This is a genomic window from Gilliamella sp. B2824, assembly GCF_026536245.1.
Taxonomy (GTDB): Bacteria; Pseudomonadota; Gammaproteobacteria; order Enterobacterales; family Orbaceae; genus Gilliamella.
In genome coordinates, this window is record NZ_JAFNON010000006.1 from 1 (window position 1) to 20038 (window position 20038).

General features: G+C 35.2%; 17 protein-coding genes and 2 pseudogenes. 5 read left to right on the forward strand and 14 right to left on the reverse strand.

Annotation, left to right across the window (positions count from 1 at the left end; all coding sequences use genetic code 11):
- Positions 1–355: 355 nt before the first annotated feature.
- The 10 genes and pseudogenes from purT to tsaE form a co-directional block, all read right to left on the reverse strand.
- Positions 356–1537: a formate-dependent phosphoribosylglycinamide formyltransferase gene (gene purT, locus J3U56_RS06830; protein ID WP_267333974.1), complete on the reverse strand. Its 1182-nt coding sequence runs from the start codon at positions 1535–1537 to the stop codon at positions 356–358.
- An 84-nt stretch (positions 1538–1621) separates the two neighbouring features.
- A complete protein-coding gene (locus tag J3U56_RS06835) occupies positions 1622–2920 on the reverse strand; it encodes an adenylosuccinate synthase (protein WP_267333975.1) in 1299 nt (432 codons plus the stop codon).
- An 18-nt stretch (positions 2921–2938) separates the two neighbouring features.
- Positions 2939–3901, reverse strand: a complete 963-nt coding sequence (gene hflC / locus J3U56_RS06840; protein WP_065799341.1) for a protease modulator HflC — start codon at positions 3899–3901, stop codon at positions 2939–2941.
- A 14-nt stretch (positions 3902–3915) separates the two neighbouring features.
- On the reverse strand, positions 3916–5130 hold the full coding sequence (gene hflK / locus J3U56_RS06845) for an FtsH protease activity modulator HflK (RefSeq protein WP_267348570.1): 1215 nt from the start codon (positions 5128–5130) through the stop codon (positions 3916–3918).
- Between the two features lie 23 nt (positions 5131–5153).
- Positions 5154–6449: a ribosome rescue GTPase HflX gene (gene hflX, locus J3U56_RS06850; RefSeq protein WP_267333978.1), complete on the reverse strand. Its 1296-nt coding sequence runs from the start codon at positions 6447–6449 to the stop codon at positions 5154–5156.
- A 21-nt stretch (positions 6450–6470) separates the two neighbouring features.
- On the reverse strand, positions 6471–6716 hold the full coding sequence (gene hfq / locus J3U56_RS06855) for an RNA chaperone Hfq (RefSeq protein ID WP_065633726.1): 246 nt from the start codon (positions 6714–6716) through the stop codon (positions 6471–6473).
- 302 nt (positions 6717–7018) lie between these two features.
- Positions 7019–7930: a tRNA (adenosine(37)-N6)-dimethylallyltransferase MiaA gene (miaA, locus tag J3U56_RS06860; protein ID WP_267333979.1), complete on the reverse strand. Its 912-nt coding sequence runs from the start codon at positions 7928–7930 to the stop codon at positions 7019–7021.
- A 2-nt stretch (positions 7931–7932) separates the two neighbouring features.
- Entirely contained in the window at positions 7933–9768 is a 1836-nt protein-coding gene (gene mutL, locus J3U56_RS06865) for a DNA mismatch repair endonuclease MutL (protein WP_267367167.1), read from the reverse strand.
- Positions 9769–9788: 20 nt separating this feature from the next.
- A pseudogene (locus J3U56_RS06870) lies at positions 9789–10493 on the reverse strand (N-acetylmuramoyl-L-alanine amidase); the annotation flags it as partial.
- A gap of 60 nt (positions 10494–10553) precedes the next feature.
- Entirely contained in the window at positions 10554–11027 is a 474-nt protein-coding gene (tsaE, locus tag J3U56_RS06875; RefSeq protein WP_267367169.1) for a tRNA (adenosine(37)-N6)-threonylcarbamoyltransferase complex ATPase subunit type 1 TsaE, read from the reverse strand.
- Positions 11028–11157: 130 nt separating this feature from the next.
- Here tsaE and tusB point away from each other — a divergent pair, with 130 nt between their 5' ends.
- From tusB to J3U56_RS06890, 3 genes are all read left to right on the forward strand, one after another.
- Positions 11158–11439: a sulfurtransferase complex subunit TusB gene (gene tusB, locus J3U56_RS06880; RefSeq protein WP_267333983.1), complete on the forward strand. Its 282-nt coding sequence runs from the start codon at positions 11158–11160 to the stop codon at positions 11437–11439.
- Positions 11440–11570: 131 nt separating this feature from the next.
- A complete protein-coding gene (locus J3U56_RS06885) occupies positions 11571–12134 on the forward strand; it encodes a Sua5/YciO/YrdC/YwlC family protein (protein WP_267367171.1) in 564 nt (187 codons plus the stop codon).
- Positions 12135–12138: 4 nt separating this feature from the next.
- Complete coding sequence (locus J3U56_RS06890) at positions 12139–13245, forward strand: anhydro-N-acetylmuramic acid kinase (protein WP_267344507.1); 1107 nt, start codon at positions 12139–12141, stop codon at positions 13243–13245.
- 5 nt (positions 13246–13250) lie between these two features.
- Here J3U56_RS06890 and J3U56_RS12175 read toward each other — a convergent pair.
- The 3 genes and pseudogenes from J3U56_RS12175 to hda form a co-directional block, all read right to left on the reverse strand.
- Positions 13251–13451 (reverse strand): annotated as a pseudogene (locus J3U56_RS12175) (hypothetical protein); the annotation flags it as partial.
- A gap of 396 nt (positions 13452–13847) precedes the next feature.
- The gene (locus tag J3U56_RS06895) at positions 13848–14627 is read right to left on the reverse strand and encodes a Cof-type HAD-IIB family hydrolase (RefSeq protein ID WP_267333986.1); all 780 of its coding nucleotides are present in this window, start codon (positions 14625–14627) and stop codon (positions 13848–13850) included.
- A 1-nt stretch (position 14628) separates the two neighbouring features.
- On the reverse strand, positions 14629–15312 hold the full coding sequence (gene hda, locus J3U56_RS06900; protein ID WP_065633735.1) for a DnaA inactivator Hda: 684 nt from the start codon (positions 15310–15312) through the stop codon (positions 14629–14631).
- Between the two features lie 576 nt (positions 15313–15888).
- On the opposite strand from hda, the gene mnmG reads away from it, so the two are divergent.
- Both mnmG and rsmG read left to right on the forward strand, forming a co-directional pair.
- On the forward strand, positions 15889–17781 hold the full coding sequence (gene mnmG, locus J3U56_RS06905) for a tRNA uridine-5-carboxymethylaminomethyl(34) synthesis enzyme MnmG (protein WP_267333987.1): 1893 nt from the start codon (positions 15889–15891) through the stop codon (positions 17779–17781).
- The gene (gene rsmG / locus J3U56_RS06910; RefSeq protein ID WP_267333988.1) at positions 17759–18358 is read left to right on the forward strand and encodes a 16S rRNA (guanine(527)-N(7))-methyltransferase RsmG; all 600 of its coding nucleotides are present in this window, start codon (positions 17759–17761) and stop codon (positions 18356–18358) included. Before mnmG ends, rsmG begins: the two co-directional genes overlap by 23 nt.
- A gap of 21 nt (positions 18359–18379) precedes the next feature.
- On the opposite strand, the gene J3U56_RS06915 is transcribed toward rsmG, so the two are convergent.
- Positions 18380–19615: an N-acetylmuramoyl-L-alanine amidase gene (locus J3U56_RS06915; RefSeq protein ID WP_323849460.1), complete on the reverse strand. Its 1236-nt coding sequence runs from the start codon at positions 19613–19615 to the stop codon at positions 18380–18382.
- Positions 19616–20038: the final 423 nt, after the last annotated feature.

Consider the following 20038-nt stretch of genomic DNA (forward strand, 5'->3'; position numbering starts at 1 on the left):
GTTAAGCCTGCCGCCAGCGTTCAATCTGAGCCATGATCAAACTCTTCAATTTAAAGTTTGATGCTCAATAACTGTCTCTGACATAATTCAAATGAATCTTCAGTGTCACTTATCAAGACTTAATTTTTTCAGTCCGTAGACTTTTAATTTTTCGTCTCGCAAGTGCCCACACAGATTGTCTGTTTCTTCTTTTTAAAGAGCTGACAGCGTTAAACTTAACTAAACATTTTGTTGTTTCAGTTTGCTGTCTCAAGGGTTGCGTATGTTACTCACTTCATTTGCCTACGTCAACCCCCAATTTTATAAATTTCAAATTTTTCTTATCGAGTGATTGCTTTTTAAGCTAAACGTAACTTTATAAGCTTATCGTGATTTGTTTTACTGCATTCTTCGCTTTACTAATCGCTTCCTCAACCGTTAGTGCTCTAGCAAGCGCAACACCCATTCTGCGCGTTGCTTTTACTTCTGGCTTACCGAATAAACGTAAATCTGTTTGTGGCTGACTTAATGCTTTATCTAAATTAGCAAAGGTAACTTGTTTAGAATCTCCTTCTACTAATAAAACAGCAGATGCACTCGGGCCATATTGTTCAATAACAGGAATAGGTAAACCAAGTATTGCTCGAGCATGCAGCGCAAATTCAGAAAGATTTTGTGATATTAACGTCACCATACCGGTATCATGTGGACGTGGTGAAACTTCACTAAACCAAACCTGATCACCTTTAATAAATAATTCGACACCAAATAAACCGCGTCCGCCTAATGCATCAGTTACTTTAGTTGCAATTTCCTTTGCTAACTTTAGTGCATTATCAGACATCGCTTGAGGTTGCCAAGATTCTCGATAATCACCTTTTTCTTGTCGATGACCAATTGGTTGACAAAATGAAACACCATGGATATGTCGAACAGTTAATAAAGTAATTTCATAATCAAAATCCACCAAACCTTCGATAATAACCTTACCCCCACCAGCTCGCCCGCCTGCTTGTGCATATGTCCATGCTAATTCAATGTCCTGATGATTACGTATCAGTGATTGTCCTTTTCCTGAAGAACTCATAACGGGTTTAACAAAACAAGGAAAACCTATCTCTTCAACCGCTTTTTTAAATTCATGTTCATTTATAGCAAATCGGTAAGGTGAAGTTGGTAGTTTTAGCTCTTCAGCGGCTAGCCGACGAATACCTTCTCGATTCATCGTTAGTTGTGTTGCTTTTGCTGTAGGAATAACTGTAAAGCCTTGCTGCTCTAATTCGACTAAAGTGTCAGTTGCAATTGCTTCTATTTCTGGAACGATATAATCAGGTTTTTCAGCTTCGATAACTTTTCTTAAAGCTTGGCCATCTAACATATTGATTACATGATAACGATGTGCAACTTGCATTGCTGGTGCATTAGCGTAGCGATCAACAGCAATAACTTCACAACCAAACCGTTGTAGCTCTATCACGACTTCTTTCGCTAATTCACCTGCACCACAAAGCATAACTTTAGTTGAAGTGGGTGATAACGGCGTTCCAATTGTAGCCATAATGTCCTCATACTCAGTTAACTATTTTTAATATTAATATCCTAAAAATAAAAAATCGGGAACAATATCCCGATTTTCTAATTATTATGCTTGATAAGGATCACGTAGAATCATGGTTTCACTACGATCTGGACCTGTTGAAATAATATCAATTGGGGTTTCAGTTAACTCTTCTATCCGTTTAATATAATTTTTTGCTGCTTGTGGTAACGCATCATAACTTTTAATACCAAACGTTGATTCGCTCCATCCTGGCATAGACTCATATACAGGTTTGACTAAACTCCAATCTTCAGCAGCAGCCGGTGCATTGTTAATCACATCACCATTAGGTAATTGATAACCAACACAGATTTTAACTTCTTTAAGGCCGTCTAACACATCAAGTTTAGTTAAACAAAAACCAGAAACTGAATTTAGTTGTACGGCTTTACGAACAGCAACCGCATCTAGCCATCCAGTACGACGACGGCGACCCGTTGTTGCACCAAATTCATTACCTTGTTTGCAAAGATATTCACCCACATCATCAAAGAGTTCTGTTGGAAATGGTCCTGCACCGACACGAGTAGAGTAAGCCTTAACAATACCTAGCACATAGCCAACATAACGTGGACCAAAACCTGATCCTGTCGCTACACCGCCAGCAGTAGTATTTGAAGAGGTAACAAAAGGATAAGTACCATGATCAATATCAAGTAATGTACCTTGTGCACCTTCAAACATGATTCTTTCGCCTTTCTTCCGAGCGTCTTCTAATAGCGTCGGAATATCTGCAATCATAGCCACTAAAATATCTGCAATCGCTAATGTGTCATCAAGGACTTTTTGATAATCAACCGCTTGAGCTTTGTAGTAATTGACTAATTGGAAGTTATGATATTCCATTACTTCTTTTAGTTTTTCAGCAAAAGCTTGGCGATCACGTAAATCACCAACTCGAAGTCCACGACGAGCGACTTTATCTTCATATGCAGGGCCAATACCTCGACCTGTGGTGCCTATCGCTTTACTACCACGTGCTTTTTCACGGGCTTGGTCTAATGCAATATGGTAAGGTAGAATTAAAGGGCAAGATTCAGATATCAGTAATCTGTCTTTAACCGGAATACCTTTATCTTCTAACGCTTTCATCTCTTTCATTAGCGCATCAGGGCAAAGTACTACACCATTCGCAATGATACTTATAACATCATGACGAAGAATACCTGATGGGATAAGATGTAATACTGTTTTTTCGCCATTGATCACTAACGTATGGCCAGCATTATGCCCACCTTGATAACGAACAACATATTTTGCTTTTTCTGTGAGTAAATCAACAACTTTACCTTTGCCTTCATCACCCCATTGCGTACCTAGCACAACAACATTATTACTCATAGACTATTACTCATTCTGTTATTTATTCGATTTTAGTTTCATGTATTGGAAAAATTCACTATCTGGGCTAATAACCATAACGTCATTACCAATAAAACTTTGTTCATAAGCTTTTAAACTTCGAATGAAGCTAAAAAATTCCATATCTTTACCAAAGGCATCAGCATAAAGTTTAGCTGCATTAGCATCACCTTCACCACGAATAATTCGTGATTGTCGTTCAGCTTCAGATAATATTTTTGTTGCCTCAAGTGTCGCTGCCGCTCTTGTTTCTTCCGCTTTTCTTACACCTTCAAAACGTTTATCGCGGGCAATGACTTCTCGTTCTGCTCGCATTCTGGCATAGATAGAACCTGAAACTTCAGCAGGGAAATTAATCTGTTTAATACGTACATCAACGACTTCAACACCAAAAGCGCGTAGACTCGTTTTACTACTTTCGGGATCTTTTTCTGTATCTGCAACTAGTTTGTCTATTGGTGCATTATCAACAGAATCTTGATGTGTACCATTTAAAGCATCTTTTACTCGAATCATTAAAGAATTACGCGATTTAGTATCCGCATTCGAGTCATTAATAATGTCCTTATTACTCAGTTTACCAATTTCCGCTCTTAAACGACCATTTAGACGAGCAAGTAGTAAATCTTCAACATTATTGCCACCGGCAACTGTTTCATAATAGCGATTGAAGTCAACAATTTTCCATTGAACAAAATAGTCAACTATCAACTCTTTCTTTTGAACATTGAAAAAACGTTGTTCTTTACTGTTATTAGAACTATTGGTGGTTTGTATTTTAGCATCAATAACTTTAACACTATCAATACCTGGAATTTTAAAATGTAAACCAGGTTGAGATAATCCAATTATTTTATTAAATCTTAAAACAACACCACGGGTGCCTTCCTCAATAACATAAACACTTGAAAAAAACACACCGATTAAAATCAAAACTATAGGAATCAATAATTTACGCATATTCATTTTTCTCCTTATCGTCCCATAGTCCGCGTCGTATTGCTGGTAGAACTATTATTACGGGTTGTAGCACCATTTTGTGACTCTTTAGTTGGTTGAGGTGCACTTTTTATCGCATCAGAAGAGCTTGGCATATTAAAATTGTAATCACTGTTTTGATTTGGCAACGTAGTTGGTGTAGCCATTTTTTCGCTGTTATTTTTTAATAACTGCTCCAACGGTAACACCATTAAATTACCACTTTTATCATTCACAACAACTTTATTAGTTTTACTTAATATTTTTTCCATTGTTTCAATATATAAACGCTCTTTAGTGATTTGAGGGGCAGCCTTATATTGAGGTAATATTTTTTCAAAACGTGCAACATCACCAGCCGCTTCAAGTTCTACACGAACTTTATACGCATCAGCATCAGCTAAAATTCTTGCAGATTTACCTTCTGCTTGTTGCACTAACTGAACTTTATCTGCTTCAGCTTGTTTAATTTCACGTTCGCTATCACCTTGAGCACGAATAGCATCATCGTAAGCATCTTGCACTTCATCTGGTGGTCGAGCAACTTGGAAGTTCAAATCAACAATGTTAATCCCCATATCGTAATGCGTAATTACATTAACTAATTCATCTTTAGTACTGCTTTCAAGCGCAGCTCGTCCATCGGAAATAATCGCATCGATATTAGAACTTCCAACCGCTGTTCTTAAAGCACTATCAGCAGCTTGACGAAGACTATCCTCAACATTGGTTACATTAAATAAATATTTTAATGGATTGCTGATACGATACTGAACATTCATTTCAACAAAAACTAAATTTTCACCTGTTGTAACAATGAACCCTTGCACATTAAAATTTCGTGTTCCTTGGGTATCAACGACATAAACTTTGTCAATTAAGGTAGGTTTCCAATTCAAACCTGGTTGAATAATTTCTGGTTGAACCTGTCCAAAACGGGTAATCACACCTCGTTGACTTTGGTTGATAGTATAAAAACCACTTATTCCCCAAATCAGAATAAGCACAACAATGACTGCAATAACAATTTTTGAGCTATTCATCGATAATTTAATTTTTGATGAACCCCCATTATTATTGCTTGAATTACCTTTTTTTAATAGGTCTTTAATTTTATCTAAAAAACCACCGGATGAATTAGAAGGTTTTTTATTATTATTTCCCCATGGATCGTTATCTTGTCCGTTATTTCCGGGCTGATTCCACGCCATATTTTATATGCTCCATTTAACAATTAGTTGTTATTTTGCGTATTAATTAAGTATAACAGATCTGGCTCTTGTTTACAGAGGCGATTCCATTCAATTGACGGCATTCTCACATCAAGTTGAAAGCTACCATCTTCATTTATAATTTCATGTTCTACTGCATTTAGCTGATAAAAACGGCTTCTTAGCCTGACTAAATGAACAGGTAAGCTTAATTGACAAATTTGGATCTGTCTAGCAAGTCTTTCTTTTAATGCAGTAAATAGTAGATCTAATCCTAAACCATTTTGAGCAGAAATCCAAACACGAATAGGCATACCATTTTCGTCACGATCAATACAAGGCTGTTTACCTTCCATTAAATCTATTTTATTCATTACCATCAATGTTGGAATATCGTGGGCATCTATTTCTAATAGAACCTCTTCTACAGCATGTATATTATCTAATAGGTTTGGATCGGATGCATCAATCACATGTAATAAAAGTGCGGCCTCTTGGGTTTCGAGTAATGTTGCTTTAAAAGCAGCAATAAGGTCATGAGGTAAATGACGAATAAATCCGACTGTATCGGCTAATACGACTTCGCCAACATCTTCAACATTAATGCGTCTTAAAGTCGGATCAAGCGTTGCAAACAATTGATCGGCAGCATAAACATCGGCATGCGTTAATGAATTAAATAGTGTTGATTTACCAGCATTAGTATAACCAACCAACGAGACAGTAGGTAGATCGGCTTTATTTCTTGATTGTCGATTTTGATTGCGCTGTTTTTCAACTTTAGCAAGCCTAGATAATATCAATTGAATACGATGACGAATTAAACGTCTATCGGTTTCTAACTGAGTTTCGCCCGGCCCTCTTAAACCAATTCCACCTTTTTGTCGTTCTAAGTGTGTCCAGCCTCGAACTAAACGCGTTGATAAATACTGCAACTGCGCTAATTCTACTTGTAACTTACCTTCATGAGTTCTAGCACGTTGTGCAAAAATATCTAAAATAAGCCCAGTTCGATCAACGACACGGCATTCACATAATTTTTCTAGGTTTCGTTCTTGGGTAGGAGTTAAGGTGTGATTAACTAAGATAACTGATGCGTCAAGCGCTTTAACTTTTTCGGCAATTTCAAGGGCTTTCCCTTCACCAATAAAATATTTAGCTTGTGGTGCTTTTCTTGAGGTTGTCACAATATCGAGAATCTCAATTTGAGCAGAAGAAACAAGTACTTCAAACTCTTTTAGATCCTCGATATCGCTTTCTTGAGGGAAGAATACATGGACTAATAAGGCAGATTCCCCGCCTTTATATCGCTCAAACAATCAGATTCTCCACTGAATTAATCAGCTTTCGCTTTCCTCTTCAGGTTGAGTCACCAATCCAGAGATAGATCTTGATGGTACAACTGTTGAGATGGCATGTTTATATACCATTTGGCTTACAGTATTTTTTAATAAAATAACAAACTGATCAAATGACTCAATTTGCCCTTGTAATTTAATACCGTTAACTAAATAAATGGATACAGGAATATGCTCGCGACGAAGCAAATTTAAATAAGGATCTTGTAATGACTGCCCTTTTGACATGAGTTTATCCTTTAAGATGAAAATAATAATATGAAGATAATATAATCGTACTTTTTAAAAATATTTAATTTAACTAAAACATAAAGTACTTATGTCTATTTACCAAAATAACATAAAAAACTCAGCTCTTGAACTGGTCAACAATAATTTATGCACAAATAACTAAAATTTTAATAAATTTACACTAATCAAACAAAAAAAAATACTAAAATATTATGTTAACCTAAAACTTTTTTACATTTTGTAAAAAACAATTTCGAGGTAAAAAGTAAAGTAATAAAAAGTAAAAAATATTTTCAAACCTAAAAAAGCTGATCGAAAACCTTATCCATATTATCAGGATTTAACCATGTAACAGGTTGTTTCCAACCACGTAGCCAAGTAATTTGCCTTTTTGCTAATTGACGTGTTGCACAAATACCTTTAAACACCATTTCATCATAACTACTTTGACCCTCTAAATACTCCCACATTTGCCGATAGCCAACACAACGCATCGAAGGTAAATTTAAATGCAAGTCAGGTCGTAATTTTAGCGCTTTCACTTCATTTTCAAATCCTTGATCGAGCATCTGTAAAAAACGTTGTTCAATACGCTGATGTAACTGCGCGCGATCTGAAGGCATAATGGCAAACTGCATCACATCGTAAGGTAATGCTTCACCACTTTCTTGGGTAAGTTCGGTTAAACTCTTACCCGAAATTAAATAAACTTCTAAAGCACGATTAAGACGCTGTGGATCGTTTGGATGAATTCTTTGAGCAGAAACAGGATCAACTTTTTTTAATTCTTCATGAATCACTTGCCAACCAAATTTATTGGCCTTTTCTTCTATTTGTTGCCGAATTTCACTGTTAGCTACAGGTAAAGGTGATAACCCTTCAAGCAACGCTTTAAAGTACAACATTGTTCCACCAACTAACAATGGAATTCGCCCTTTTTTTAGCGTTTTTTCAATTTCAATTAGAGCATCATGCCTAAAATTGGCGGCAGAGTAACTTTCTGCTGGATCACATATATCAATTAATTTATGTGGGTAGTTTAACTGCTCTTGTTTCGTTGGTTTGGCCGTACCAATATCCATATCGCGATAAATCAGCGCTGAATCGACACTTATAATATCAATTGGATAACGTTCATAAAGGGCCATTGCAAATGCGGTTTTACCTGAAGCCGTTGGCCCCATTAATGAAATAACTTTTGCTTTATTCATAGTTACATGGATTTTATAAAAGATTGAAGATCAATAGGATGTAAAAATGTTTCTAGTTGCAATAAATTGCTATCAATTTGCTCTAGCTGTGCAAGTAATTGGATCACTTTGGTCACACTCCAACTTACTGCTTGAGTATTATCACATTGACTCGCTAGCCAATCTGCAATTTTGGTCGGATCTAATGCATCTTCCTTTGACGATGAAATCAATGCCAATAAAGCAGGTAATATTTGCTGCCAATTCATCGTTCTAAGCATTTTAGGTACGCTTTGTAAATGTAGTTTTGCTTTGTCGATATAAAAATCAAACCCTAAAAAATTAAGTTGAGGTTGATAATTGGTTAATGCTTGTTGTTCTTTATGATTGATTAAAATGGTCAATGGAATCAATAATTTTTCAGAATCTTGAGATAATAATTTAATTGCCGAAAATTTTTGTTGAGCAACAGGCAATTTCATCAACATAAATTTTTGCTGATTATCTTCAAACTTTTCAAGCAATGCTATATCTGGTTGAATAACCGTTAACACGCGACCAAATTGTACTAATGATGAACTATCAAGCTGCTGTTGTAAGGAGTGTAAAGATGTACTTCGCTGTGGAAACAACGCATCAATCACCGCTTTTTGCCCCTCAGTCATTTGATCTTCTTGGTAAGATAATCTTGCTGGCTCCGGTTTAGTTTCACCCGATTTAGAAACATCAACAAGCTGACCATATAGTGTATTTTCTCTAGCAAAATTACCCGATTTTTTTGTTGGTTGACTGTTAGCTTGATAATTTTTAGGTTGAACCAATTGATTAAAAATATTCCCCCCCGCAGCTTGGCGATTAGGGGTAATGACTGGCGCTTGAGTCGTAATAGACAAATGGGATTCCAATGCCATCATAATAGCTTGATAAACAAAATCATGAACTAAACGTGCTTCATGAAAACGAACTTCATGTTTAGCAGGATGTACATTAACATCAACCTGTTTTGGATCAAGTTGTAAAAAGACAACATAACTTTGCTGCTCATGAGTTTGACTAATATAAGCCTGACGCAAAGCATGATTAAGTAATTTATCTTTAATAACACGACCATTAACATAAAAATATTGCAGATCACTAACATCGTTACTAGCGACCCATCCTTGAATAAGTAAATCATCATGCTGCCAATCGAGTTTAACTGCTTTTTGCATAAACTCTCGACCACAAACTAATTCGACCCTTTTTTCAAGCGAGGATGATCGGTATTGTTTAACCAGTTTACCATTATGTTGCAAATTAAAAGAGACATCAGGACGCGCTAAAGCAATTCTACGAACAAACTCTTCAATATGCATAAATTCGGTTTTATCGGTTTTCAAAAAACGACGACGCGCGGGTGTATTATAAAATAAATCCAAGACTTCAACCGTTGATCCTACGGGATGAGCCGCAGGTTTAATAACCGGTTTCATATCGCGACCTTCAGCATAGACTTGCCAAGCTTCGGATTGCTGGGCGGTGCGGGAAGTTAACGTCAATCGTGATACTGAACTGATACTCGCCAGCGCCTCACCACGAAATCCAAGGCTAATAATTGAATCTAAATCATCTAGCGTACTAATTTTACTGGTGGCATGACGGGCTAAAGCTAATGCTAATTCCTCTTTAGCAATACCAAAACCATTATCACGAACACGGATTAACTTACAACCACCTTGTTCGAGATCAATATCAATTTGCGTACTACCTGCATCAAGACTATTTTCGACTAATTCTTTAATAACAGATGCCGGCCTTTCTACCACCTCACCAGCGGCAATTTGATTGGCCAATTGTGGTGATAGAATATGTATTGCCATTAGTGCCGTTCTCCAAATTTAGGATTTTGTTTTACATAGTTTTTTATACCCTGATAAATTGCTCTTGCAATCTTATCTTGGTGAGTATTACTAGCAAGTAAACTTTCCTCTGTTTCATTAGATATAAAGCCAACCTCAACCAAAATAGAAGGAATATCCGGAGACCGTAATACACCTAAACTAGCATGTTCAGGTTTACGTTTATGCAGTTTGATTGATCCACTCATCTCTTTAATAACTTGTGTTGCTAATTCATATCCTACACGCTGAGAATAGGAAAATTGTAGATCTAATACCGCCTGGCTTAAATGACGATTATGGTCATCACTAAGCGCATCACCAGCTCCGCCTAATAGCTGAGACTGTTTTTCATCTTGTTCTAGCCAACGCCCCAGTTCAGTATCCGCACGTTTAGTTGACAATACCCAAACGGATGCGCCAGAAGCACTTCGATTTGGCGCTGCATCAGCATGAATTGACACAAGTAAATTAGCTTTGTTTTTACGCGCGATATCTGAACGCTGCGATACCGAAATAAAATTATCACTACTGCGTGTTAAAACCCCTTTAAAATTAGGATCATTATTTAATAAATTGGTAAGCTTTTTAGCAATAGAAAAAGTCACTGTTTTTTCATAAAGATTATGTTTACCTATTGCACCAGAATCTTTACCGCCATGCCCAGCATCAACAGCTATAATCACTTTAGCGGCATTAGCTGAGCTACAAAGTAGCAAAAGCATAAAAAAAGCCATTAATTTTTTCATCAGTATTTTCGCTAATTGTTAATGTAATAAATTAATAATTGACTGACCTGTTTTGGTATTTGCTTGTAAACAAACACTGCGTTCAAGCGCTAAATAAGACAAATGGATTTCAATATCGGCAATGGGTAATATGCCTTGTGCTTGCTTTGGCCACTCAATTAAACAAATTGATCGAGAAGAAAAATATTCGCGTATGCCCATAAACTCTAATTCTTCAGGATCAGCTAATCGATATAAATCAAAATGATAAACTGAAAAATCGTTAAAATGATAAGGTTCAACTAAAGTATAAGTAGGACTTTTAACATTACCTTTATGACCAAGTTGTTGTAAAAATCCTCGACTAAACGTTGTTTTACCCGCACCAAGATCGCCAATTAAGTAGATAACTATCGCACTATTGTGATTAGATAAATAATTTAAACATTGCTCAGCAAGCTGTTTACCCAATAAAATTGTTTCTTGCTCGTTAGCTAAAATAATCGGTTTCATAACGAATTCTTTGCTCAATAAATGATCCTTATTATATACTAATAACCATTAAAGATGTACCAAGCAAGGTTAACTTGCTTTTTTCTTAAAAATTCAAAGTAAAATAGATATTTTAGTAAAAAGTGGAAAAATGTTACATACAATTTCAACTCATCACTCAGCAAATATTGATACAACACTCATATCTACGCAAGATGCCGTACTTTTTTGGCAAAATGGCGTTATGATTGCTTGTCAAAATAATCCCTTACTGAATGATATTTTACAAAAAACCACGCATTGTTATGTACTTGACAACGATATTATTGCTCGTGGCATTAGTCAATTCATCGATGTAAGGCTTGAAATCATCACTATGCAACAAGTAGTTGAATTGACTGCTAAGTATTATCCACAAATAAATTGGGAATAATCTTTTAATATCATTAAAAGAATTCATTATTCTTAAATAACCACATATCAAAACAAAATTGGCACATTTGCAAATCTAAATCTTGCAGTTTAATATAAATTCAACTGTGTTTTAATGAATAGCTGATATTAATGACCAATTTATTAACTTTATCACAAGCAAGTGCTCGATTAAAAAAAGGGGATGTCATTGCCTATCCAACCGAAGCTGTTTTTGGATTAGGTTGTGATCCCGATTGTCAATCGGCAGTAATGACACTATTACAACTAAAGCAACGATCAATTGATAAAGGGTTGATTTTAATTGCTAGCCATTTTAAACAGCTTATCCCTTATATAGATGAAGCAGCGTTAACAATAGAGCAACAACAAAAAGCAATTGCCAGTTGGCCAGGTCCTATTACTTGGCTTATGCCCAAAAATAAAACCACGCCTTATTTTTTAACGGGGCAATATAATTCAATTGCGGTAAGAGTAACAAATCATCCCTTAGTTTGCCAACTTTGCGATCTATTTGGAAAACCATTAGTCTCAACCAGTGCCAATCGTTCTGGTCATGAACCTTGTCGAACCGTAATTGAAGTAACTAAACAATTTGGTAACACATTGCCTATTTTACAAGGTGAAACAGGGCAACGCTCACAGCCCTCTGAAATTAGAGATATCAAAACAGGACAAATTATTAGGCAAGGATAGTGTTATGCAAAATTTATATATAGGCGTAATGTCGGGAACAAGTATGGATGGAATTGATATCGCGCTAGTTGATATCAAAGCAGGAAAAGTCACATCCATTATCAGTGATTGTTATCCGATGCCAAATTCAATTAAACAACAATTACTAACACTATGCGACACAAAACAGACAACATTACAAGATTTAGGTCAGCTTGATCATCAACTTGGACTATTATTTGCTAATAGTATCAATCAATTTTTACAAAACAATCATATCAATAAAAATCAAATTAAAGCGATTGGCTGTCATGGGCAAACAATTTACCATCAACCAACAGGTAATAATCCTTTTACCATGCAAATTGGTGATGCCAATATTATTGCCGCTAAAACTGGCATTATCACCATTGCCGATTTTCGCCGTAAAGACATGGCTTATGGTGGACAAGGTGCTCCACTAGTACCTGCTTTTCATAAAGCAGTACTACAAGATCCACACATCAATCGAGTCATATTAAATATTGGCGGCATTAGTAATATTTCTGTCTTAATTCCTAATCAAACAGTCATTGGATACGACACGGGGCCGGGTAATGTGTTACTTGATGGCTGGATAAATGAAAATCTTAATCAAAGCTATGATAAAGATGCGATGTGGGCAAAAACAGGTCACATTCAACAAAACTTATTAAATAAGTTACTTGATGAAGCATATTTCAAATTACCTGCACCTAAAAGCACTGGGCGCGAATTATTTAACTTACCGTGGTTACATAAAAAACTGACAGGCATGAATTTAAAGGCACAAGATGTTCAAGCAACCTTAGTGGCATTAACTGCAGTATCTATTAAACATGAAATTGAAAAATTACCCATCAGTAACAATTTACCTTGCGAATTATTGGTATGTGGTGGTGGTGCTAAAAACCCACTGATTATGCAAAGATTATCGACATTATTACCTAACTGGGCAGTATTAACCACAAATGACAAAGGAATAAACGGTGATGATATGGAAGCAATTGCATTTGCATGGCTTGCTTATTGTCGAATCAATCATATTCCATCCAACATTCCTGAAGTGACAGGAGCAAGCCAAGCAGTATGCTTAGGCGTTTTATACCAATAAAAGAATTAATAAGATGATTTTGCCTGTTTATTATAACCAATCAACTCAGAAATTTTTGCGGCATATTGGTTAATTTTGATAATTAATTTAACCCCATCTTCAGCCGTATTACACCTAAAAATAGACGTTAATAAACTTAACGCGGCAAGAATGTTACTTAAACGATCATAAATAGATACAACAAAACACCTTAAACCAAGCTCTGACTCTTCATCATCTTTCCCATTAGGCGTTTAACCTCGTCAAGCTTAGCGAAAAAAGCATCTTTACTGATTATAGTTTTAGGTGTGTATTGGCTAAATTCAATGCTATTGACTAAATTTTTGTTACTTTAATCATTAACCAAACAAGTCATACTTTTCTTAACCCTATAGGTGAGATAGCATCATTAAGTCTCTTGTTTACTTACTGCATAAAACTAGACAAATCAATTCACACTCAAGTAATTCATAAAATCAGATAGATTAAACAAGACACAACACCAAAAATGAGAGCACGAGTAAAATAACCCGCTAGTTATGATTATAATAGCTGCTTTAGTAAAAAGATATTGATCTAAATATCATTATAGATAAATTAAATTATTTTTATTTTTAATAAAATTAAATCAAACCAAATTTCTGTAAAGCTTTAGCGATTCCATCATTATTATTATCATCAGTGATAAATTCAGCATGTGCTTTTAACCCATCAACGGCATTAGCCATGGCGATTGGATGATCAACTGTTAAGAACATCTCGAAATCATTCATTCCATCACCAAATGCATAAGTTGGTACATCGGTGAACCCTTTTCGCTGTAATAACTGAGTTATGCCATTTCCTTTAGAACCACCGTGATTAAAAACATCAACACAATAGGGGGTATTACGAATAAAGGTCAATTCAGGAAATAGATCACGATAATGTTCTTCGCCTGATTCACATAACAGCAATAACATTTGAATAGGTTGATTTAAATAGATCTGATCATCAACGGGAGGAACGGGTTGTTTTAAATAATGATAAAATACCTTAGCAGGTTGACTATCTTGCGAAACACGCATAATTTCATAATTATAAAAAGAGAGAGGTATATCCATTTGTTGTTTGGAAAATTGATAAATTCTAGCTATCACATCTTTATCAATATTATTTGTAAAGACCGTTTCACCTTGATAAAGTACCACTTGACCATTCATTCCAACAATTGAATCGATTTGTGTTTTATGCATCAAGTCAACGACTTCACAAGGCGTTCGTCCCGTCGCCAACATGGGAATAATATTATTTTGTTTAAGCTTATTTATAGCTTGATAAGAACTGGGTAAAACTTCAATTTGACTATTAAATAGTGTTCCGTCTAAATCAAAAAAAACGATAGCTTCAGGCTTTTTACTCATACTACAAATCCAAAATATATTTAATAAAAGGAATAGTTAACTTACGTTGTTGAGCAAGCGTTGCAACTTCAAACTTTTCTAATAAAGAAAACAGTGTACGCATATCACGATTAACACGTTTTAATAAAAACAATCCAACTTCGGTTGATAATTCAAAACCACTTAATTTAGCTCTTAATTGTAAAGCTTTAAGCTTATCATCATCACTCAATTCTTTTAATTGATAAACTTGTCCCCAAGATAATCGAGAAACCAAATCAGGTAAAGTAAAACAAATCTGTTTAGGCGGTGCATTAGCTGTAATTAATAACTTACTTACATTTTTCTCAGTTAAACGATTAAATAAATCGAAAATAGCCTCTTCCCAATCTCTGTGACCTGCTATAGCATCAATATCATCTAAACACACTAAATCATAATTATCCAAGCCTTGTAAAATTTCGGGAACAAGATGGTAATACTGCTTTAAAGGAATATAACTGGCTAACTTATTTTGATTTGAAGCATGCAACAAATGAGTCCGACCAGAAGCACTTGCCGACCACATATAAAAAACATTGAAACCTGGCTTATCAAATAAAGCTTGTAACGAATCGAACAATAATTGATTATCGCCCACATAAAAACTATCAAAAGTTTCACTATTAGATAAAGAAAAAGGTAAAGGTAACTGTGAAAGAGTAATAAAATAACCTCACAATAAAAATAATTTCATGATAAGTATAAATTTGCTACCACAAAAATCAATCACTTTTGTATAAAACAAATCAAGCACAATAACCATCTTACTTAATAAGTTAAATTGAGCAACACAGATCAAATAACAGTGTTTAAAACATCATCACTAATATATCAAAATTTAAGCAAACAAACTTATTTTTTGTGGATAACTTTGTGATAAATACGGCTAATAAGCTGTTATAATCGGATTAATAACCTTAAAGACAAAAACAATTGTGGATAAATACAATAGTTATAAACAAGTCTAAATCCAAAAAGATCCGATCAATTAACAGCATTAGATCACAACTAAGATCCTAAATAATAATGGCAAAACTAAGTTATCAACAGAAGTCATCTAAACTAATAACAATAAAAATAAAAAGATCAAATAAAAGATCTTATTTAATTTAAATAGCGATCAAAATAGATCATTTGACGTAATCAAAAAGATGAGTACAATTCCTAACGCTAAATAAACCCAAATCACCTGATCCAAAACGACGATCATCAGTATATAAATAAAAACAACGAGGCTTTTATGTTTTATCCAGATCTTTTTGATGTCATTATTGTTGGTGGCGGCCATGCAGGAACAGAAGCAGCAATGGCATCAGCTAGAATGGGCAGAAAAACACTACTATTAACCCATAATATCAATACATTAGGTCAAATGTCTTGTAACCCTGCAATTGGTGGTATTGGTAAAGGGCATCTAGTAAAAGAGATCGATGCAATGGGCGGACTCATGGCACACGCTATTGATCTAGCAGGGATCCAGTTTAGGATCTTAAATAGTAGTAAAGGACCTGCTGTGCGAGCTACTCGCGCTCAGGCAGATCGATCGCTTTATCGAAAAGTGATCCGAACAACACTTGAAAACCAACCTAATTTAATGCTATTTCAACAATCAGTTGAAGATGTGATCATCGAAAACGATCAGATCACAGGTGTAAAAACTCAAATGGGCGTATCTTTCAGAGCGAAAGCCGTAGTATTAACAACAGGCACCTTTTTAGATGGAAAGATCCACATAGGTTTAGACAATTACAGCGGGGGAAGAACCGGCGATCCAGCATCAATTGGTTTATCAAAATCATTGCATCAATATCCATTTAGAATGGGTCGTTTAAAAACAGGTACACCACCTCGTATTGATGCAAGAACCATCGATTTTTCAAAACTTGGAACACAATATGGCGATGATCCCGTTCCAGTATTCTCATTTTTAGGTCAGGCTAGTGAACATCCAAGGCAGATCCCATGTTATATAACAAGTACTAACGAAACCACACACGAGATCATTCGTAACAGTTTAGATCGCAGTCCTATGTACACAGGGGTTATTGAAGGTGTCGGGCCAAGATACTGCCCTTCCATTGAGGATAAGATCATGCGTTTTGCTGATCGTAATTCCCATCAGATCTATTTGGAACCAGAAGGATTAGATAGTAATGAAATCTATCCAAATGGGATCTCAACAAGTCTACCTTTTGATACCCAGCTTGCATTTGTACGTAGTATGAAAGGGCTTGAAAATGCGAATATTGTAAGACCGGGTTATGCGATCGAATATGATTATTTTGATCCAAGAGATCTTAAACCAACGTTAGAAAGTAAAGTGATCAAAGGGCTATTTTTAGCCGGTCAAATCAACGGCACAACAGGTTATGAAGAAGCCGCGGCCCAAGGAATGCTAGCTGGGTTAAATGCAGCAAGATTTGTATATGATCAAGATCAATGGTATCCAACACGTGATCAAGCTTATTTGGGCGTTTTGGTTGATGATCTTTGTACATTAGGCACAAACGAACCTTACCGCATGTTTACATCTCGTGCCGAATATCGCTTGATGTTACGTGAAGATAATGCCGATATTCGCTTAACTGAAATCGGACGTAAATTAGGGATGGTTGATGATTACCGTTGGCAAAAATTTAATGAAAAATTTGAAGCAGTGGAACAAGAAAGGGCACGTCTGCGTGATATTTGGGTTCACCCTCACATCGAAACCATTGATGAAGTAAATGCGGTCTTAAGTGCTAATTTAACCAAAGAAGCCAATGGCGAAGAGCTACTAAAACGCCCTGAAATGAATTATCAAACGTTAAAAAAACTATCACTGTTTGCGCCAGGGTTAAGCGATCCGCAAGCGGCTGAACAAGTTGAAATTCAAGTCAAGTATGATGGTTATATCAAACTACAAATTGAAGAAATAGAGCGTCAAAAACGTAATGAACAAACATTGATTCCTGCGCATATTGATTATGCAGAAATATCAGGGTTATCTAATGAAGTGGTGGCTAAATTAAAACAACATAAACCTGTTTCTATTGGGCAAGCTTCACGTATTTCGGGTATTACGCCTGCTGCTATTTCAATGTTATTGGTTTACTTAAAAAAGAAAAATTATGTTAAAAAAGAAACTCACTAATCTAATTGATCAAACCGATCTTTTGATCTCTGATCAGCAAATAGATCTGTTAATTAATTATGTTGAAATGTTACATAAGTGGAATAAAGCTTACAATTTAACTGCCGTGCGAGATCCTAACGAAATGTTAGTTAAGCATATTATGGATAGTCTTGTTGTATCGCCTTATTTAGAAGGTAAAACGTTTATTGATGTTGGAACAGGGCCAGGTTTACCTGGCATTCCATTAGCAATTATCAACCCTGAAAAACAATTTGATCTCGTTGACAGTTTAGGTAAACGAATTCGTTTTTTAAAACAAGTTCAATTTGAATTAAAGTTAACTAATATACATCCAGTACAAAGTCGAATTGAACAATATTGCGATAAAAAGTTTGACGGTGTGATTAGTCGTGCTTTTGCTTCCCTGCAAGATATGCTTAATTGGTGTAAACATTTACCTAATGAACATGGTGCTTTTTATGCGCTTAAAGGCAGTGAGATCGACACCATTCCGGATGGTTTTATGCTTAAACAAAATATTAAATTGACTATTCCTCAATTAGATGCGGAAAGACATTTAGTGATAATTCAATAGTGTTATATTTAATTACTACTACTAGTTTTTACGTCTTTTGACGTAATCTTTAATCCCATCTACGATCGCTTTAGATACTTGATTTTGGAACGAAGCTGTTTTTAATTTTTGTTCTTCTGTAGCATTACTAATAAAAGCAGTTTCGACTAAAACCGAAGGAATATCCGGTGCTTTTAATACAGCAAATCCCGCTTTCTCAAGTGACGGTTTATGTAATTTATTGACACTTTTCATTCGATTTAAAATTGCATTGCCGAGTAATATACCATTGCTCAGTGTGGTTTTTTGTACTAAATCCAAAATGGTATTATCTAAATATTTATCACCACTACGGCTAACGCCACCTATTTGGTCGGCTTCATTTTGTGTTTGTGCTAAATAGCTAGCTGCTGAGCTACTTGCGCCGCGTGTGGATAAGGCAAATACTGACGATCCTTTTACTGATGGGCTGGCAAAGGCATCGGCATGAATAGAAATAAAAATATCAGCGTGTAATGATCGAGCTTTGGCTACTCTTACTTTTAATGGTATAAAGACATCCTCATTACGAGTCATGTAGACTTTTATATTAGGTTCTTTTTTCAAAGAACTGTAAGCTCGACGGGCAATTTGTAATACGACATCTTTTTCTCGTGTTTTATTATTACCAATAGCACCAGGATCTTCACCTCCATGTCCAGGATCGAGAACAACAATAATAGGTGCGTTTTTGCTTTTATTGGCTGTTGTTTTGATCTGAGATTGTTTTTTATTAAGATCGCCTTTTTTATACTCTTCTAATAATGCAAGCAAAGGATCATCATCTGTTGCTGATGAAGGTTTAGATGGATAAAGATCGATGACTAAACGATGTTTAAATTCAGCTACAGGCGATAAGCTAAAGGTATTGGGTTGAATACCTTGCTTCAAATTGATCATGATTCGAACTTTTTTTGAATCAAGTTGGGCAACACTTATTGATTTGATATAGGGATCTCGAGGTAATACTTTAGATGAAATCTTTTTTAAAGTAGCATCTAAATTAATATTCTCAATATCAATGGCAAGCCTGTCTGGATTGGTCAATAAAGTGTGTTTGAATTTTAAATTTACATTCGATTCTAATGTTATTCGAGTATAGGTCGATGAAGGCCAAACTCTAACAGCTATGACCTGAGCTAAGTTTGCTGCAAAACCTACTTTTGTGACAGATAATAAACATGTCGCAATAATACCTTTAATGAGTAGGCGTTTTGTTGGACTAAATGTTTTTGACATATCTAAACACATTATTTTCTAAATAAATTGATCGTGAATAATAGCATAAAATATATTGATATTAAAAAGAATGATTCTCATCTTTAATTAGCTTTTTTATGTGATAAGTTATCAATTGATTATGTTATAGCCGCGGCCTTGATATTTTTTATTCAGGTTAGGATTATATTTAACTCAGGTTTAATCAATTTGGTTCTGTTGGTGCTGTCTGTTAAAACTTTTAAATAATGAAATTTATATTTTTGATGAAAATAGGAAGTAATCAAATTGGCGTTATCATGCATTTTTCAGTTTACCTACTTATTTTACACGACTAGAAAAATTAAAAATTACGTTATTAATAAATCAGTTATAGCAAAATTATCTTTACGATAAATTTTGACTAAACGCTAAATAGTAAATTGATTGGTAATGTTTTTAGTT

Coding starts and splice junctions, on each gene's coding strand:
- tsaE (WP_267367169.1), bottom strand. CDS start 11,027: ATGAAACCGATTATTTTAGCTAACGAGCAAGAAACAATTTTATTGGGT.
- tusB (WP_267333983.1), top strand. CDS start 11,158: ATGTTACATACAATTTCAACTCATCACTCAGCAAATATTGATACAACA.
- mutL (WP_267367167.1), bottom strand. CDS start 9,768: ATGGCAATACATATTCTATCACCACAATTGGCCAATCAAATTGCCGCT.
- hflC (WP_065799341.1), bottom strand. CDS start 3,901: ATGCGTAAATTATTGATTCCTATAGTTTTGATTTTAATCGGTGTGTTT.
- J3U56_RS06835 (WP_267333975.1), bottom strand. CDS start 2,920: ATGAGTAATAATGTTGTTGTGCTAGGTACGCAATGGGGTGATGAAGGC.
- mnmG (WP_267333987.1), top strand. CDS start 15,889: ATGTTTTATCCAGATCTTTTTGATGTCATTATTGTTGGTGGCGGCCAT.
- J3U56_RS06915 (WP_323849460.1), bottom strand. CDS start 19,615: ATGTCAAAAACATTTAGTCCAACAAAACGCCTACTCATTAAAGGTATT.
- J3U56_RS06890 (WP_267344507.1), top strand. CDS start 12,139: ATGCAAAATTTATATATAGGCGTAATGTCGGGAACAAGTATGGATGGA.
- J3U56_RS06895 (WP_267333986.1), bottom strand. CDS start 14,627: ATGAGTAAAAAGCCTGAAGCTATCGTTTTTTTTGATTTAGACGGAACA.
- hflK (WP_267348570.1), bottom strand. CDS start 5,130: ATGGCGTGGAATCAGCCCGGAAATAACGGACAAGATAACGATCCATGG.
- J3U56_RS06885 (WP_267367171.1), top strand. CDS start 11,571: ATGACCAATTTATTAACTTTATCACAAGCAAGTGCTCGATTAAAAAAA.
- purT (WP_267333974.1), bottom strand. CDS start 1,537: ATGGCTACAATTGGAACGCCGTTATCACCCACTTCAACTAAAGTTATG.
- rsmG (WP_267333988.1), top strand. CDS start 17,759: ATGTTAAAAAAGAAACTCACTAATCTAATTGATCAAACCGATCTTTTG.
- hfq (WP_065633726.1), bottom strand. CDS start 6,716: ATGTCAAAAGGGCAGTCATTACAAGATCCTTATTTAAATTTGCTTCGT.
- miaA (WP_267333979.1), bottom strand. CDS start 7,930: ATGAATAAAGCAAAAGTTATTTCATTAATGGGGCCAACGGCTTCAGGT.